The sequence below is a fragment of the Oceanimonas baumannii genome (assembly GCF_002245495.1).
GTDB lineage: Bacteria > Pseudomonadota > Gammaproteobacteria > Enterobacterales > Aeromonadaceae > Oceanimonas > Oceanimonas baumannii.
This window is the reverse complement of record NZ_NQJF01000014.1, coordinates 42,256-57,683: the sequence shown is the minus strand read 5'-3', so window position 1 is coordinate 57,683 and position 15,428 is coordinate 42,256. Positions and strand designations below refer to the sequence as shown.

Sequence of the window (15,428 nt, the reverse complement as noted above, 5' to 3'; positions counted from 1 at the left end):
TCAGTCGGCTCTTCTATTGTTCGTTAAGCTATTATTCGCGAAAAACTGCTCCAAGGCGTCGAGCTGTTGCCCGGCATCCTCGATAGCGTTGAAATTACGGCGAAAGTCACGGCCCGCCTCACTTTCCTGCAAGTACCATCCCACATGTTTACGGGCAATCCTTGCACCCATTACCTCGCCATAAAACTCATGCAGCGCGGTAACGTGTTCCCGAATCATTGCCTGCTCCTGTTCCCTCGGGAGTGGGGCGGGCATGGTGCCTTGCTCAAGATAATGGCGGATTTCTCTGAAAATCCACGGCCGTCCCTGAGCAGCCCGGCCAATCATAATGGCATCGGCGCCGGTGTAATCCAGCACAAAACGCGCCTTTTGCGGGCTGGTGATGTCTCCGTTGGCAACAACGGGCATCGAGACGGCCTTTTTAATTGCCCTGATGGTGTCGTATTCCGCGTTTCCCTTATACATACAAGCACGGGTGCGACCATGCACGGCCAAGGCCCGGATTCCGCTGTCTTCGGCAATGCGGGCAATGTGCACGCCGTTACGGTGATCCAGATCCCAGCCGGTACGAATTTTCAGGGTAACGGGCACCGACACTGCATTGACCACGGCGCTGACAATGTCCTGTACCAGCTCCGGGTATTGCAGCAGGGCGGAGCCTGCCATCTTTTTGTTTACTTTCTTTGCCGGACAACCCATGTTGATGTCGATGATTTGCGCACCCTGATCCACATTGTATCGGGCTGCATCGGCCATCAACGCCGGTTCGGCACCGGCAATCTGCACGGAGCGAATGCCGGTTTCCCCTTCATGATCCATACGCCGGCGTGATTTGTCGGAATCCCGCAAACGGGGATTGGCCGACACCATTTCCGAGACGGCCATGCCGGCGCCCATGCGCATGCAAAGGGTGCGGAAAGGCCGGTCGGTTACGCCCGCCATGGGTGCTACCAGTAAGGGAGCGTCCAGTTTGTAAGGACCAATTTCCATGAGGTTAAGGCTGTCTTGGCTCAGGGTCGCGTATCTTACGCATTTTTGACGGTGCTGAAAAGCTCACAAATTGACCGGCGCATAAATTTTTATAAGTCAAGGTTCTGGTGCATTTTTTATGCAGTTTCAAGGCGGCTTTGGGCCTTAAAAAGGCTCCATCGGGAGCCTTTTTAGGTGCTGGCAGGCTTTGACCTGTACTCTGTCACTCCGTGCAGGCGGGAGTCCATGCGTTTCTGCAGACGCGGCGTTGTTGTCAGTTTTTTGCACCCTGTTATGGATTTCCGCCTTCGCGGAAATGACGGCAAACAGCGGGAAGGCCTGCAAAACACGCGATCCCCCGCATAGGCCTTCAAAACACGTCGCCCCGCGAAGTCCTGCAAAATATGTCGCCCCCGCGAAGGCGGGGGGCCATGTGTTTCTGCAGACGCGGCGTTGTTGTCAGTTTTTTGCACCCTGTTATGGATTTCCGCCTTCGCGGAAATGACGGCAAACAGCGGGAAGGCCTGCAAAACACGCGATCCCCGCATAGGCCTTCAAAACACGTCGCCCCGCGAAGTCCTGCAAAATATGTCGCCCCCGCGAAGGCGGGGGGCCATGTGTTTCTGCCGACGCAGCGTTGTTGTCAGTCTTTTGCACCCTGTTATGGATTTCCGCCTTCGCGGGGATGACGTTCCTTCGCGAGGGTGACGTGTCTTGGGGTAAAGTGAAGCAGCGGTTGTTAGCGCTTGATGCCATTCAGCCGGGCCCATTCTTCGCGGAAGACGGGTTCGGCCATATCAAACCACTGCTCATACACCTGATTAAGCCCCTCGGCCTGGGTTTCCAGAATGCCGGACAGCGCCAGTGAACCGCCCGGGCGCACCAGGCTGCTGATGATGGGAGAGAGCTCTTTCAGCGGGCCGGCCAGAATATTGGCCACCACGACGTCGGCGGTCAGTCCTTCGGGCTGATCCTGAGGCAGGTACACGCTGAGTCTGTCTGCCACACCATTGCGTTCGGCATTGTCCCGGCTGGCCTGCAGTGCCTGGGGATCGATGTCGATGCCGATCACTTTTTTGGCACCCAGTTTCAGCGCTGCCAGCGCCAGAATACCGGAGCCGCAGCCGAAATCGATGACGGTTTTATCGGTCAGGTCCTGGCTGTCGAGCCATTCCAGGCACAGTGCGGTGGTGGGGTGAGTGCCGGTACCAAAAGCCAGGCCCGGATCCAGCATTACATTGACGGCGTCCGGATCGGGCACGTCACGCCAGCTGGGGCAAATCCACAGCCGCTGGCCAAAGCGCATGGGGTGAAAGCTGTCCATCCACTCACGCACCCAGTCCTTGTCTTCCAGCTGCTCTACCTTATACACCAGATCCTTGCGGTAGAATTTTTTCAGAAAGTCGATAATGGGGGCAGGGTCGGTTTCGGCGTCGAACAGGCCGACCACCACCGTGTCGTCCCACAGTAAGGTTTCGCCGGGCATGGGTTCAAACACCGGCTTGTCTTCGGCGTCCATATAGGTCACTGCCTGAGCACCGCGGCCGGAGAGCATGTTGCTGACCTTGTCGGCGGTCTTTTCGGTGGCATTAATGCGAATTTGTATCCAGGGCATGGAGATCTTCGTTATGGGCTAAAAGGAATATTCTATCACAGCCGCTGACTGGTCAGCGGCCGAACAAGGCGCGGACTTCGGCTGAAGGCGGCGGCGTCAGCAAGGAGCCGGCGACATAGGCCAGTCCGGACAGCGCCAGGCTGGGGACAATGGCATGCAGCCCCAGTGGCTTGATACCAAACTGCAGCAGCAGGCTGTAACTGACGGCACCGGTCAGCATTGAGGCCAGTGCCCCGGTGCTGTTGCCCCGCCACCAGTACAGGCCCAGCACCAGCGGCCAGAAAAAAATGGCCTGCAGGGCACCAAATGCCATCAGGTTAAGCCAGATGATCATGTCCGGCGGGCTCAGAGCGGCCCATAACACAATCAGACCCAACACCAGGGTGACCAGCTTGCTGGCACGTTTGATGGTGGCCGGTGCCGGCTGGGTTTTGCACAGGTGATTGAGGTAAAGATCTTTTACCAGGGTGGCGGCGGCCTGGATCAGCTGGGAGTCGATGGTGGACATAATGGCGGCCATGGGCCCGGCCAGGAACAAGCCGGCGATCAGCGGCGGCAGCACGGTGAGCATCAGGGTGGGCATCACCTTGTCGGGAACGGTGAGTTCGGGCACCAGTACCCGGCCAAGGGCACCGGCGAAGTGCATGCCAAACATCAGTACAGCCCCCACCAGCGTGCCGATGATAATCCCTCTGTGCATGGCGGTACTGTCCTTGTAGGCCAGGCAGCGCACGGCCGAGTGGGGCAGGCCAATCACACCAAAGCACACCAGCACCCAGAACGACATCATAAAGCTGATGCCCAGGATGCCGTCGGGGCCCTGTGGCTGCACCAGTCCGGGGTCGATGGCTTCAAGCTGTACAAACATGTTGGCAGCACCGCCACCGGCCTGCAGCACCCCAGCCAGCAGCACCACAGTACCCAGCAGCATAAGGATGCCCTGTACTGCGTCGGTCACTACCACGGCGCGAAAGCCGCCCACCAGGGTGTAGAGCAGGACGGCTGCGGCAAACAGCATCAGCCCGCTCTGATACGACAGACCGGTAACTGTTTCCAGCAGCCGGGCACCGCCGATAAATTGCACCACCATGGTTGCAATAAAGGCGGCGAGCAGGCCCAGCCCTGCCAGAAGTACCACCAGCGGGCTTTGATAGCGGGCCTGCAGCATGTCGTTAATGGTAAGGGCATTGACCCGGCGGGCAATGTGAGCAAATTGTTTACCCAGCACACCCAGTGTCAGCCATACCGTCGGCACCTGGATCATGGCCAGCAGTACCCAGCCCAGCCCCATACGGTAGGCTGCGCCGGGCCCGCCGATAAAGGAGGATGCCGAGGCGTAGGTAGCCACCATGGTCATGGCCAGCACAAACCCGCCCATGGAGCGGTTACCAAGAAAGTAGTCCTGCACAAAGCCGTTGGTGCTCTGACGGCGGCCAAGCCATAGTCCCAGACCAATCATCACGGCCAGGTAAATCAGCAGAGGAATAATCAACTCAGGGTTCATGGGGGGCGTCCAGGTTTACTGCTCTGAAACACCAGTGCACCATCAGTGTGCACAGCACAATAAACAGCAGCGGGTTGAACAGGCAGCTAAGCAAAAACCACAGTGGCCAGCCGGACAGGGTGAGTGCCGGCGGCACCAGCCAGGCACAGGCCGCCCACAACGCGAGGTAAAGCAGGGCCAGCAGTACGCTGAGCGACGCTTCGCGCCGGGCCACAGATACAATGGAATTCATGATAAGGGCTCCTTCGAATCGGGCGAAGCATACCAGCGAGTGAGTAGGGGAACAAATGGAGGGAAGTAACGCAGGCACATCATCCCTGAGCCGGTTCGTTATCTTGGCGGAGGCGGGGACCATGGCATATTACATGGGCTCCGCCTCTGTGGGGGCAACATCAAAGAAGCAGCCGTCACTCCGGCCTTAAACCGGCACCCGCTATGGCATTAATTCAGATAGTCTTCGCCGGCGGCGGCGACAAACGCCATTTCTACCAGGTAACCGGGATTGGCCAGCTCGGCTTTCACGCAGGCGCGGCTTGGTGCGGTGCCCTCGGGGAACCACTCGTCCCATATTTCATTAAAGGCCGGGAGGTTGGCAAAGTCGGTAAGGTAGATGGTGACTGACAGCAGGCGGCCTTTATTGCTGCCTACCTTGGCCAGCGCCTCTTCGGCCTGGGCCATGACCTGCCGGGTTTGCGCCTGAATACCGAGGGACAAATCGCCCTCGGGCACTTCCACAAAGTGGGCGATCCCGTTGAAGACGGTAATGTCGGACCAGCGCTTGCAGGGGTTGATACGATGAATGTTCATGATGGAATTGTCTCAGTGGGCTGAGGGAATAGTTTACCGGTTGGTTTCTCCGGGAAAAACCGTTGCGGCAACAAAATAAGTGATGGGCTGCCAATGCCGTCATGCCCATGAAAATGGGCATCCAGAGCAGATGTGCTCGGCTTGGACTCTGGCATGGGCTGCAACATGGACCCCCGTCCCCGTCTGCACGGGGATGACGTTCTTTCGCGGGGGAGACAAAATAAATGCGTGGGAAACCAAATAAGCGCGGAGGTAACAAAGTAAGTGATGGGCTGCCAATGCCGTCATGCCCATGAAAATGGGCATCCAGAGCAGATGTGCACGGCTTGGACTCTGGCATGGGCTGTAACTTGGACTCCCGTCCCCGTCTGCACGGGGATGACGTTCCTTCGCGGGGGAAACAATATAAGCGCGGGAGCGATGCCTGGAAATAAAAACGGCGCCTGATGGCGCCGTTTTTATTCGTCCGCGTGAGCCTTACAGGCCCAGTTTTTTCTCAAGGTAATGGATGTTGGTTCCGCCATTGCGGAAGTTCTCATCGCTCATGATTTCCTTGTGCAGCGGAATATTGGTTTTGATACCGTCGATCACCAGCTCGCTGAGAGCGTGCTTCATGCGGGCGATGGCGATATCGCGGTTTTCACCGTAGCAGATCAGCTTGCCGATCATGGAGTCGTAGTAGGGTGGTACCCGATAGCCGGCATAAATGTGCGAATCCCAGCGAACACCCAGACCACCCGGAGAATGGAAACGGGTGATTTCGCCCGGGCTCGGCACGAAGGTACGTGGATCTTCGGCGTTGATACGGCATTCGATGGCATGGCCACGAACCACAACCTGATCCTGGGTGATGGACAGCGGCAGGCCGGCGGCCACACGCAGCTGTTCCTTAATCAGATCCACGCCGGTGATCATTTCGGTTACCGGGTGCTCTACCTGAATACGGGTATTCATTTCAATGAAATAGAATTCGCCGTTTTCATACAGAAACTCAAAGGTACCGGCACCGCGGTAGCCGATGTCGACACAAGCCTTGCAGCAGCGCTCACCGATGAATTTGCGCATTTCGGCAGTAATACCCGGGGCCGGCGCTTCTTCCACTACCTTCTGGTGGCGGCGCTGCATGGAGCAGTCGCGCTCGGCCAGGTGAATGGCGTTGCCCTGGCCATCGGCCAGTACCTGAATTTCGATATGGCGCGGGTTTTCCAGAAATTTCTCCATATACACCATATCGTTGCCGAAGGCAGCACCGGCCTCGGCTTTGGTCATGGCTATGGAGCTTTCCAGCTCGGCTTCGGAGCGAACCACGCGCATGCCGCGGCCACCACCACCACCGGCGGCCTTGATGATCACCGGGTAACCAATGCGCTTGGCAATGGTGGCGTTACGCTTGGCATCGCCGCCGATAGGGCCGTCGGAGCCAGGTACGCAGGGCACACCGGCTTTCTTCATGGCCTCGATGGCGGACACCTTGTCCCCCATCAGGCGAATGGTGTCGCCGCGGGGACCAATAAAGATAAAACCGGACTTTTCAACCTGGTCGGCGAAGTCGGCGTTTTCCGCCAGAAAGCCGTAACCGGGGTGAATGGCCACGGCGTCGGTTACTTCGGCCGCGGCAATGATGGAAGGCACGTTCAGGTAAGATTGAGTGGCCTGATTGCCACCAATACAGATGGACTCGTCGGCCAGCAGAACGTGCTTGAGGTCGCGGTCGGCAGTGGAGTGAACCGCTACAGTCTTGATCCCTAGCTCCTTACAGGCGCGCAGAATGCGAAGAGCGATTTCACCGCGGTTGGCGATGACTACTTTATCCAGCATGGGAATTCCTTTATTCGATGATGAACAGCGGCTCGTCGAATTCAACCGGTTGAGCGTTATCGACCAGGATGGCCTTTACCACACCGGACTTGTCGGCTTCAATCTGGTTCATCATCTTCATGGCTTCAACAATGCACAGGGTATCGCCAGCATTGACGCTCTGGCCTACTTCCACAAAGTTTTTGGCACCGGGGCTGGCTGCACGGTAGAAGGTACCTACCATGGGAGAACGCATCACATGACCGCTCATTTCGGGGGCGGCGGCTTCAGCGGCCGGTGCTGCAGCAGCCGGTGCTGCGACAGGAGCGGCTACCGGGGCAGGAGCGGCCTGAACCTGATACTGAGGCATTACCGGGGCCGGGGCGGCGGCACCATAACGGCTGATGCGTACGGACTCTTCACCTTCGGCGATTTCCAGCTCGGCGATGCCGGACTCTTCAACCAGTTCGATCAGTTTCTTGATTTTACGAATATCCATGAGCGTTCTCTTTTTGTTAATGCTGAAATGAATCAGCGACGGGCCAGGTAGCGGGCCGCCGCCTCAAGGGCAAATTCGTAACCATCGGCACCCAGGCCACAGATAACACCGACTGCCTTGTCTGCCAGATAGGAATGATGGCGGAAAGGCTCCCGGGCATGCACATTCGATAAGTGCACTTCTATAAAGGGAATGTTAACTCCCAGCAGAGCATCGCGAATGGCCACGCTGGTGTGGGTAAAGGCGGCAGGATTGATGATGATAAAATCCTGACGGCCGTCGGCCTGGTGAATGGTATCGAGCAGTACGTGTTCCGCATTGGACTGAACATGGCTGAGCTCAATATTGTGCCCGGCAGCCAGCCCGGTAAGACGGGCAACGATGTCGTTCAGGCTGTTATTGCCGTAAATGCCCGGTTCGCGCCGGCCCAGCAGGTTAAGGTTTGGCCCGTTGAGCAGCAGAATTCGGTATTTGTCGGCCATTGTGCAGCAATCCTCGTCAATCTTGCGGTGTTCACGTTGATTTGGGATGAGCCTAACGCTTTTTGCCAGTTGCAGGCAAATAAAATTATGCATTTTGGCCCGGTGCGCTCAATTATAGTGATTTCATGAAAATTGGCAGCAAATTACTGGTCTAATGAGCTGAATTTTTTTGGTTGTTGCTGCGCCTGCTGCTGCATGTGGCCATGCGTAACGGTAAAAAGTTCCTTTCACTTTTTCCGGTACGACAAAAAGCGACGGTGTCGGGAAGGAATGGACATAAAAAAGCGCCGCTTTAAGCGGCGCTTTTCATAGTTATACAGTGGCCTTAAGCTACTTTGCTGCGTTCTTCAATCAGGCGATCGACTACACCCGGATCTGCCAGAGTAGAAGTATCACCCAGGGAGTCAGTCTCACCGGTGGCGATCTTGCGCAGAATACGGCGCATAATCTTGCCGGAGCGGGTTTTGGGCAGACCTTCCGCCCAGTGGATCACGTCGGGCGTGGCGATAGGGCCGATTTCCTTGCGTACCCAGTCTTTTACCTCTTTATGCAGTTCGGCAGACGGTACTTCACCGGCATTGAGCGTGACGTAGGCATAGATACCCTGACCCTTGATCTCATGAGGCACACCTACCACGGCGGCTTCAGCTATCTTGGGGTGGGCTACCAGCGCCGATTCGATTTCGGCGGTGCCCATACGGTGACCGGATACGTTGAGTACGTCATCTACCCGGCCGGTGATCCAGTAATAGCCGTCTTCGTCGCGGCGGGCACCGTCACCACTGAAGTAGGTGCCGGGGAAGGTGGAGAAATAGGTTTGCTCAAAGCGATCATGGTCACCAAAGATGGTACGCATCTGACCGGGCCAGGAGTCCAGCAGGACCAGGTTGCCGTCGGTTGCACCTTCCAGGATGTTGCCTTCGCCGTCGACCAGCGCCGGCTGTACGCCGAAGAAGGGACGAGTGGCAGAGCCGGGTTTGAGATCGGTGGCACCGGGCAGCGGGGTGATCAGAATACCGCCGGTTTCGGTCTGCCACCAGGTATCCACAATGGGGCAGCGCTCGTCACCGATCACGCGGTAATACCATTCCCAGGCTTCCGGGTTAATAGGCTCGCCCACTGAACCCAGCACGCGCAGGCTGGCCCGGCTGGTGCCTTCCACGGCTTCTTCGCCCTTGGCCATAAAGGCACGAATGGCAGTGGGGGCGGTATACAGAATGTTGACCTGATGCTTGTCGACCACCTGAGCCATGCGGTTGGTTTTCGGGTAGTTGGGTACACCTTCAAACAGCAGAGTAGTGGCACCGTTTGCCAGCGGACCATAGATCAGATAGCTGTGGCCGGTAATCCAGCCCACATCGGCAGTACACCAGTACACATCACCGGGATGGTAGTCGAAGATGTATTTAAAGGTCATGGTGGCATACACCAGATAGCCGCCCGTGGTGTGCAGTACCCCTTTGGGGGTGCCGGTTGAGCCGGAGGTATAAAGAATGAACAGCGGGTCTTCGGCACCCATTTCCACCGGCGCACACTCAGCGCTGACGCTGGCAGTGGCTTCATGCCACCAGATATCACGCTGGTCGTGCCAGGCAACATCACCACCGGTGCGCTGATAAACGATCACGCTTTTGATGCTGGTGACATCAGGATTGGTCAGCGCTTCGTCAACATTGGCTTTCAGAGCGACCTTACGACCACCGCGAAGGCCTTCGTCGGCAGTAATGACCACCTTGGCTTTGGAGTCGATAATACGGCTGGCCAGAGCATCGGGAGAGAAGCCACCAAATACGACGGAATGTACGGCACCGATACGGGTACAGGCCAGCATGGCCACGGCGGCTTCTACGACCATCGGCATATAGATGCTGACCACGTCGCCTTTCTGGACACCCTGTTCTTTCAGAACGTTGGCAAAGCGACAAACCTGCTCATGCAGTTCGCGGTAGGTCACTTTTTTGTCGTCTTCGGGGCTGTCACCTTCCCAGATAATGGCCACTTCGTCGGCCCGGGTTGCCAGATGACGGTCAATACAGTTGGCAGACAGGTTAAGGGTACCGTCTTCAAACCACTTGATGCTGATATGTCCCGGGTCGTAGGAGGTGTTTTTAACCTTGGTGTAGGGTTTGATCCAGTCTACAAGTTTGCCCTGCTCACCCCAGAAAACTTCGGGGTTGTCGATGGACTGCTGATACATGGCCTGGTAGCCGTCATTATCCAGCAGTGCGGTCTTTGCAAATTCAGATGTGACCGGATGAACCTTTACTTCACTCATTATTCCGCTCCTTGGTTGTAACCATTGGTTAACAAGGTGACCCAGATGGCCGTTACGCTCAATTAGACTTTCGGCTAGCCGGTGTTGGCTCAGCCAGATGTAATATGCCTTGTACACCGTTCAGTATACGGTCTTGAAAGCGGCATTCCATCCCCATTTGGCTCACATTTTTTAACGATTGTTTAAAGATTGAACGGGCGTAAGGGCAAGATACATCAGCGCTGTGGTCAGCGCATCGCCGAAGGCGGTATGGCGTGCCAGCAGGGGAATATTCAGCTCGCCAGCCATCTGTTCAAAGCCCAGGTGGGGCTCAATTTCGGGATTTTTTCTGAGTTGTCGGCTGCGGTAAAGGTGTGCCAGTTCAATATGCCGGTTGGGCAGGTCAAAGCCAAACTCTGCACGGACAAGACGGCTTAAAATAGCGATGTCAAAACGAACATGGTAGCCCAGCAGTGGCCGGTTCTGAATAAACCCCAGCAAGCGTTCCAGTGCTTCTTTCGGGGGCAGCCCCCGACGCAGATCCTGATGGCGCAGTCCGTGAATACAAATACTCTCACCGGTGAGTCTTGGGCTGGGCTGAAGGGTCAGCTCCAGCCGCTGGCTGGTCAGTACCCGACGGTCGCGCACGGGGATGGCGGCAATAGTAAGCACATCGGCCCGGCGTGGATCCAGTCCGGTGGTTTCGGTGTCGATAGCAATAATGTCGTCGCCCTGGTAGGGCTCAAACAGATGGTTCCAGGGGCTGTCGGCAAATTTACGCGCCAGCCACAGGCGTTTCAGTGGCAGCATTTTTTACTCCGTTTTATGCGGTGGCGTCTGCTGCCTCGTCACTCCCGCGAAAGCGGGAGTCCAGGGCGGTTTGCACCATTATCTGCAGAATGGATTCCGGCTCGGGGCCGGAATGATGGCACTCTACAAACTCCTTATCTGAAAGTGGACTTCCAGCTTCTGCTTGAATTTCTTCACTACATGCAGGGCATGGCGCAGTAAGTCCCGCTGATGACGGGGCAGGGCTGCAGGGGCAAGCAGCTGACTCATGCCGTCACCGCCCCGGGCAAGTTGCTGCTCCAGCCGTAATTGCCAGAACAAAATCAGCGCCTCGCTCAGGTTATCGGCCTGCTCGGGCTCAAAAATGCGTAAATCCGTCAGCCGGCGAATGCGTTCCAGAGTGTTGGTTTCGGTTACGCCTTGCTCCAGGGCCAGGGCCCGCACTCCCTGCACCACCGGAAAAATACCGCCGCGTTTGATGTCGAGCCCCTTGCCGGATTGTTTAATGTCCCCGAAGAAAGTGAGGGGAGTATGAAATCGCAGTGCCTGAGCGGCGAACTCGCTCAGCAGCAGCTCCCGGCCTGTTACTGCCGTCAGTAAATGCTTCTGAAAGCGCCTTACCAGCGATTCCCGGCCGGCAATAAAGTGCGGATCCGCCACAATGGCCAGCTGCATATGGCTTTCCGGGGTGTTGCGGCTTACCCAGCCGCTCAGGTTGTTCTGCCAGTCGTCCAGAGGTTTTACCCAGTCGGGGTTGTTGACCATCACCTTACCCGGGCAGGGCGGGTAGCCGAGCTGCTCAAGGTAGTGACTGAACAGTTCGGCATAAGGCATAACTTCTGCGGGAGACAGATCGTTGTCAAGTATCAGGGCGTTGTCCTGATCGGTTTTCAGCACCTGTTCGCTGCGGCCCTCGCTGCCCAGTACCATGAGTGCCAGCCGGTCGTGAAGCCCGTGCGGAAAGGCAAACTCAAAGGCTTTGCGCATCAGCTGGCTGTTGAGGCTGGCCAGCAGCTTCATGATAAAAGGCAGGCGCACGCCATTGTTGTGCAGGTTTTCCACCAGCATGCCCAGGGTAGCGGCGGCATCGGCCAGCTCTTCGATGTTGTCAGCCCGTAAAATGCGTAGTCCCAGCACATGGGAGTGGGTGGAAAACTGGCTGAGCAACTGGGTCATTTCGAGAATGCCTGCCAGTTGTTCGCCTTCTTTTACCGCCACACGCTCAATTTTTTTCTGCACCATCAGCATCAGGGCGTTAAATAAAAAGTCCCCTTTTTGTACCGACACCAGATTAAAACTGGCCAGTACGTGCACCGGCTCTCCGGCGGGCAGGGCGTCGAGTACCGCCCCATACAGCAAATCGGTGCCGGTAAGCATGCCAAAGCTGCCGTCGTGAGCCACGATCAACGATTCCAGGTGATGGGTTTTCAGCAGCTGAGTCGCCTGAAAAATCGAGGTCTGGCCGTCAATCACCATGGCTGGCTGGATATTACCGTTGTCGATGCGGGTTAAAATAAATTCCGACAGGTTTTTGCGCGGCGCGGCGGTTTGCTGCCGGCCCTTGAGATCGTGTTGAAACCAGGCGGCAAAATCGGGATTTTCGGTCATCAGGGTAAGAAAGGCCTGGGTGGGAAGCACAAAACACAGGGTTTCTTCCAGAGCTACATAGTCGTGGCGGCAGTCGCCGTCGAACTGACCGCGAATATCAAACAAGTCATCGGTGGTGTATTGCGCCAGTACCTCGCTGCGTTCTTTATGCCGCTCTTCCACCACGCCCTTCAGAATAATGTGCAGGCTGTCTATCAGCTGGCCGGGTGCAAGAATGCTTTCTCCACGGGAAAAGTAGGCAATATCAATCCGCTCGAGCAGATCCTGTCGCTGCTCGCTGGTCAGGGTATTGAAAGGGGGTTGTTCAAAGTTAAACTTATCCTGCATAAAGGCCTCCATGCGCTTTGCTGAGTATTAAGCCTTGTCAGCATTTATGCCAGCTTGTTTTGGTGTGGTAAGTGACATGACATGTTTGACGCTGTTACGAGGCTTTGCTAATTTGGTCGCCGGCATTTTATGTCCAAAAAACTAATAATCAGCACGGGCTCGCACAGCGGGCATAAAAACGAGAAATTATCATGGACGTATGGCAAATGATTTTTGCCTTTCCCGTTATTATGACGGCGGTACCTTTTTTTATTCTTTTTATACTGCTTCTGCTGTCGGTGCTTACCGGCTTTTTTGGTGAGATTTTTCCGGACATGGATGCGGAGGCTGAGGTGCCTGGTCTCAAACTGCTGCTGCCCATTGGCATTACCCGGGTGCCGCTGATGATCAGCCTGCCCGTCATATTCTTTTTTGCCACCGCCATGTTGCTGGCTTTTTCCTTTATCGTCAGTCCTTTGTTGACCGGTGTACTCTTCTACAGCGCCGGTACTGTGGCCATTTTTCCCTCCTGCTACATTAGTCTTTACCTTGCTTCCTGGGTGTTACGTCCACTGGCCCCGCTGTTTGACAGTAACCGCATATATGCCAGGGTGAATTATATTGGTATGACCGGCAGGGTTCGTACCGGCAGTGTGAACGAGAGTTTTGGCGAAGTAGTGGTTACCCGCGACGGAATAGAAAATCAGATTGATGTTTACTGTGACGCCAGCGAAGAGCTGCGTTACGGCGACGAAGTCCGTATTCTCAACTTTAATGATGCCACCCGGCGTCATTTCATCACCCGGCAATAATGCCGGAGTATTTAAAACACCAATAAAAATAATCAGGAGCACATTCATGGTCAGCACCCTGTACTATTTCGTCGGCGCGCAGCGGCCGTAAAGATCAGGAAGGCGAAGAATATGAAGGGCTGCACTGTAAAGACAATATTCGAGCTGACCTGAAAGTCGACTTTTATATTGGTGTCAATCACGAAGAAGAAGACATAGTGCGGGTGGCCAAGCTGTTCACCACTCAGGGAGGCTCTCAGCTGGACCGGCTGAAAGAGCACTTCCAGCCCAAATTTTCCGAAGCCCTGAAAACGGCGGTAAAACAGTTTGAGTTTGAAGAGCTGCTGACCAACCGGCGTGAATTTCGCGATGCGGTAGTGGGTGTTATCGGCTCGGAAATGGACGGCTTCAAGATTTATGACGTTGTCATCGACAAGGTAGATCAGACCAGTTTCGATGCCCATGATCCGCAAAACATTCTGGATGTGGAAGGCATTCGCAAAATTGCCGCCATTACCTCCAGTAAAAATATTGAAACCAATGCTATTCGTCAGGACGAACAGACCTTGATGAGGCAAAAAGACGTTGAAGCGGAAAACAACCGTGCCCAGCTCGACAAGCAGGAGCAGGAAAACCAGGCCCGGGTGAAACGCGAGATTGAAATTATTCGCGCCCAGGAAGAAGCCCTGGCTGAAGAAAAGCGTCAGGAATACATCAGCCAGAAAGAGCTGGCCCGTCTGCAAACGGAAGAAAACGTGGCCAAGCGCCAGGAATCCATGCAGATGGAAGTAGAGCTGACCCGCAGCAGCAACGAGCGCCAGGTGGCCATTCAGCAGGAAGAAGTGAACCGCGCCAAGGAAACCGAACGGGTACGTACCGAACGGGAAATTGCCCAGCAAACCATGGAGAAGGAAGCGGCCCTGGAAGAATCCCGCAAGGCCGTGGTGGAAACCCGCTCCCAGCGGGTGGAAATTGAGCGCAAGATTGCCCGGGAAGAAGAAGAAACTGCCAACCTGCGGGCCTTTCAGCAGGTAGAACGCGACAAGAAAGTGAAACTGACTGAAGCGGAAGCCGGTGCTGAAGCCGAAGGTATTCGCACTGTAGCCCTAGCCCGCGCCGAGAAGCAGGCGGCCGCGGAATGGGTAGAGAAACAGACTCTGGAAAGTGAAGCCCAGATCAAGATCCGTACCCGTGAGGCGGAAAACGAGCTGCATGTGAAGACCCGTGAAGCGGAAGCCGAGCTGATCCGCGACACCAAACGTGCCGAAGCCAAAGAGCGCATGGCCCATGCTCTGCGTGAAGAGATCAGTGCCGAAGGTCTGGCCCAGGTGGAAGTGGATCGCGAGCGGGCTCAGGCCATTCGTGAAACCGGTGAAGCCGAAGCCGCAGCGGTATCTTCTCTGGGGCTGGCTGAAGCTCAGAGTCATCAGGCCAAGGGCGATGCCGAAGCGCAGGCGTTGCGTGCCAAGGGGCTGGCGGAAGCCGAAGCCCAGACGGCCCGCTTTGAGGCGGCCAAGAAGTTTGACGATCAAACCCGCGAGCACGACAAGTGGGTGCTGGAGCTGCAGCAGAAGAAAGATCTGGAAATTGCCCGCATTGATGCTCAGAAATCCATGTCGGTGGACAGCGCCAAGGCGCTGGCCACGGCACTGTCGGCGGCTGACATCAAGCTGTTTGGCGGTCAGGGCATGGAAGAGCTGCGCCGCACTGTGATGAACAGCGCCATGCTCGACACCCGCATTGGTACCAGCGAGGTGCTCAAGCCGCTGGTGCGCGAATATACCGAAGAAGGCCGCAGCCTGTCGGATGACATTCGTGCCGTACTGGAAAACTCCCAGATTGATACCGGCTCGGTCAGTAATCTGGCGCTGGCCAAGCTGCTGACCAACCTCAACGGTAACGGCAATCTGCAGGAAAAACTGCAGCAGCTGGTGACAGGTGACGCCAACCGGGACTAATCCCCAAGGAAGGGGGCCGCGCCGGCGGCCCCCTGTTCGTTCACCTGCT

13 protein-coding genes are annotated in these 15,428 nt (G+C 56.2%); 2 read left to right on the top strand and 11 right to left on the bottom strand.

The genetic code is table 11. The features are described 5' to 3' along the window. The 11 genes from dusB to B6S09_RS15370 form a co-directional block, all read right to left on the bottom strand. Window positions 1-990, bottom strand: coding sequence for a tRNA dihydrouridine synthase DusB (gene dusB, locus B6S09_RS15420; RefSeq protein WP_094279391.1), 990 nt, complete (start codon window positions 988-990; stop codon window positions 1-3). 718 nt (window positions 991-1,708) lie between these two features. Continuing rightward, window positions 1,709-2,584 carry a 50S ribosomal protein L11 methyltransferase gene (prmA, locus tag B6S09_RS15415; RefSeq protein ID WP_094279390.1) on the bottom strand — a complete coding sequence of 292 codons (876 nt, stop codon included), beginning with the start codon at window positions 2,582-2,584 and terminating at the stop codon, window positions 1,709-1,711. Window positions 2,585-2,636: 52 nt separating this feature from the next. Then, window positions 2,637-4,088: a sodium/pantothenate symporter gene (gene panF / locus B6S09_RS15410; protein WP_094279389.1), complete on the bottom strand. Its 1,452-nt coding sequence runs from the start codon at window positions 4,086-4,088 to the stop codon at window positions 2,637-2,639. Beyond that, on the bottom strand, window positions 4,078-4,320 hold the full coding sequence (locus tag B6S09_RS15405; RefSeq protein ID WP_094279388.1) for a DUF997 family protein: 243 nt from the start codon (window positions 4,318-4,320) through the stop codon (window positions 4,078-4,080). The genes panF and B6S09_RS15405 overlap by 11 nt, the downstream gene beginning before the upstream one ends. A gap of 209 nt (window positions 4,321-4,529) precedes the next feature. Further along, window positions 4,530-4,895: a RidA family protein gene (locus B6S09_RS15400; protein ID WP_094279387.1), complete on the bottom strand. Its 366-nt coding sequence runs from the start codon at window positions 4,893-4,895 to the stop codon at window positions 4,530-4,532. Between the two features lie 477 nt (window positions 4,896-5,372). After that, a complete protein-coding gene (gene accC / locus B6S09_RS15395; RefSeq protein ID WP_094279386.1) occupies window positions 5,373-6,713 on the bottom strand; it encodes an acetyl-CoA carboxylase biotin carboxylase subunit in 1,341 nt (446 codons plus the stop codon). 10 nt (window positions 6,714-6,723) lie between these two features. Then, window positions 6,724-7,191, bottom strand: coding sequence for an acetyl-CoA carboxylase biotin carboxyl carrier protein (accB, locus tag B6S09_RS15390; protein WP_094279385.1), 468 nt, complete (start codon window positions 7,189-7,191; stop codon window positions 6,724-6,726). Between the two features lie 32 nt (window positions 7,192-7,223). Beyond that, on the bottom strand, window positions 7,224-7,673 hold the full coding sequence (gene aroQ, locus B6S09_RS15385; RefSeq protein WP_094279384.1) for a type II 3-dehydroquinate dehydratase: 450 nt from the start codon (window positions 7,671-7,673) through the stop codon (window positions 7,224-7,226). A gap of 325 nt (window positions 7,674-7,998) precedes the next feature. After that, window positions 7,999-9,948: an acetate--CoA ligase gene (acs, locus tag B6S09_RS15380; RefSeq protein ID WP_094279383.1), complete on the bottom strand. Its 1,950-nt coding sequence runs from the start codon at window positions 9,946-9,948 to the stop codon at window positions 7,999-8,001. A 171-nt stretch (window positions 9,949-10,119) separates the two neighbouring features. Then, on the bottom strand, window positions 10,120-10,737 hold the full coding sequence (locus tag B6S09_RS15375; protein WP_094279382.1) for a 3'-5' exonuclease: 618 nt from the start codon (window positions 10,735-10,737) through the stop codon (window positions 10,120-10,122). A 123-nt stretch (window positions 10,738-10,860) separates the two neighbouring features. Further along, the gene (locus B6S09_RS15370) at window positions 10,861-12,651 is read right to left on the bottom strand and encodes a putative nucleotidyltransferase substrate binding domain-containing protein (protein WP_094279441.1); all 1,791 of its coding nucleotides are present in this window, start codon (window positions 12,649-12,651) and stop codon (window positions 10,861-10,863) included. A gap of 191 nt (window positions 12,652-12,842) precedes the next feature. Here B6S09_RS15370 and B6S09_RS15365 point away from each other — a divergent pair, with 191 nt between their 5' ends. Together B6S09_RS15365 and B6S09_RS15360 are read left to right on the top strand one after the other, a co-directional pair. Further along, the gene (locus B6S09_RS15365) at window positions 12,843-13,442 is read left to right on the top strand and encodes a hypothetical protein (RefSeq protein WP_094279381.1); all 600 of its coding nucleotides are present in this window, start codon (window positions 12,843-12,845) and stop codon (window positions 13,440-13,442) included. A 197-nt stretch (window positions 13,443-13,639) separates the two neighbouring features. Beyond that, on the top strand, window positions 13,640-15,379 hold the full coding sequence (locus B6S09_RS15360; RefSeq protein ID WP_094279380.1) for a flotillin family protein: 1,740 nt from the start codon (window positions 13,640-13,642) through the stop codon (window positions 15,377-15,379). The last annotated feature ends 49 nt before the right edge of the window (window positions 15,380-15,428 follow it).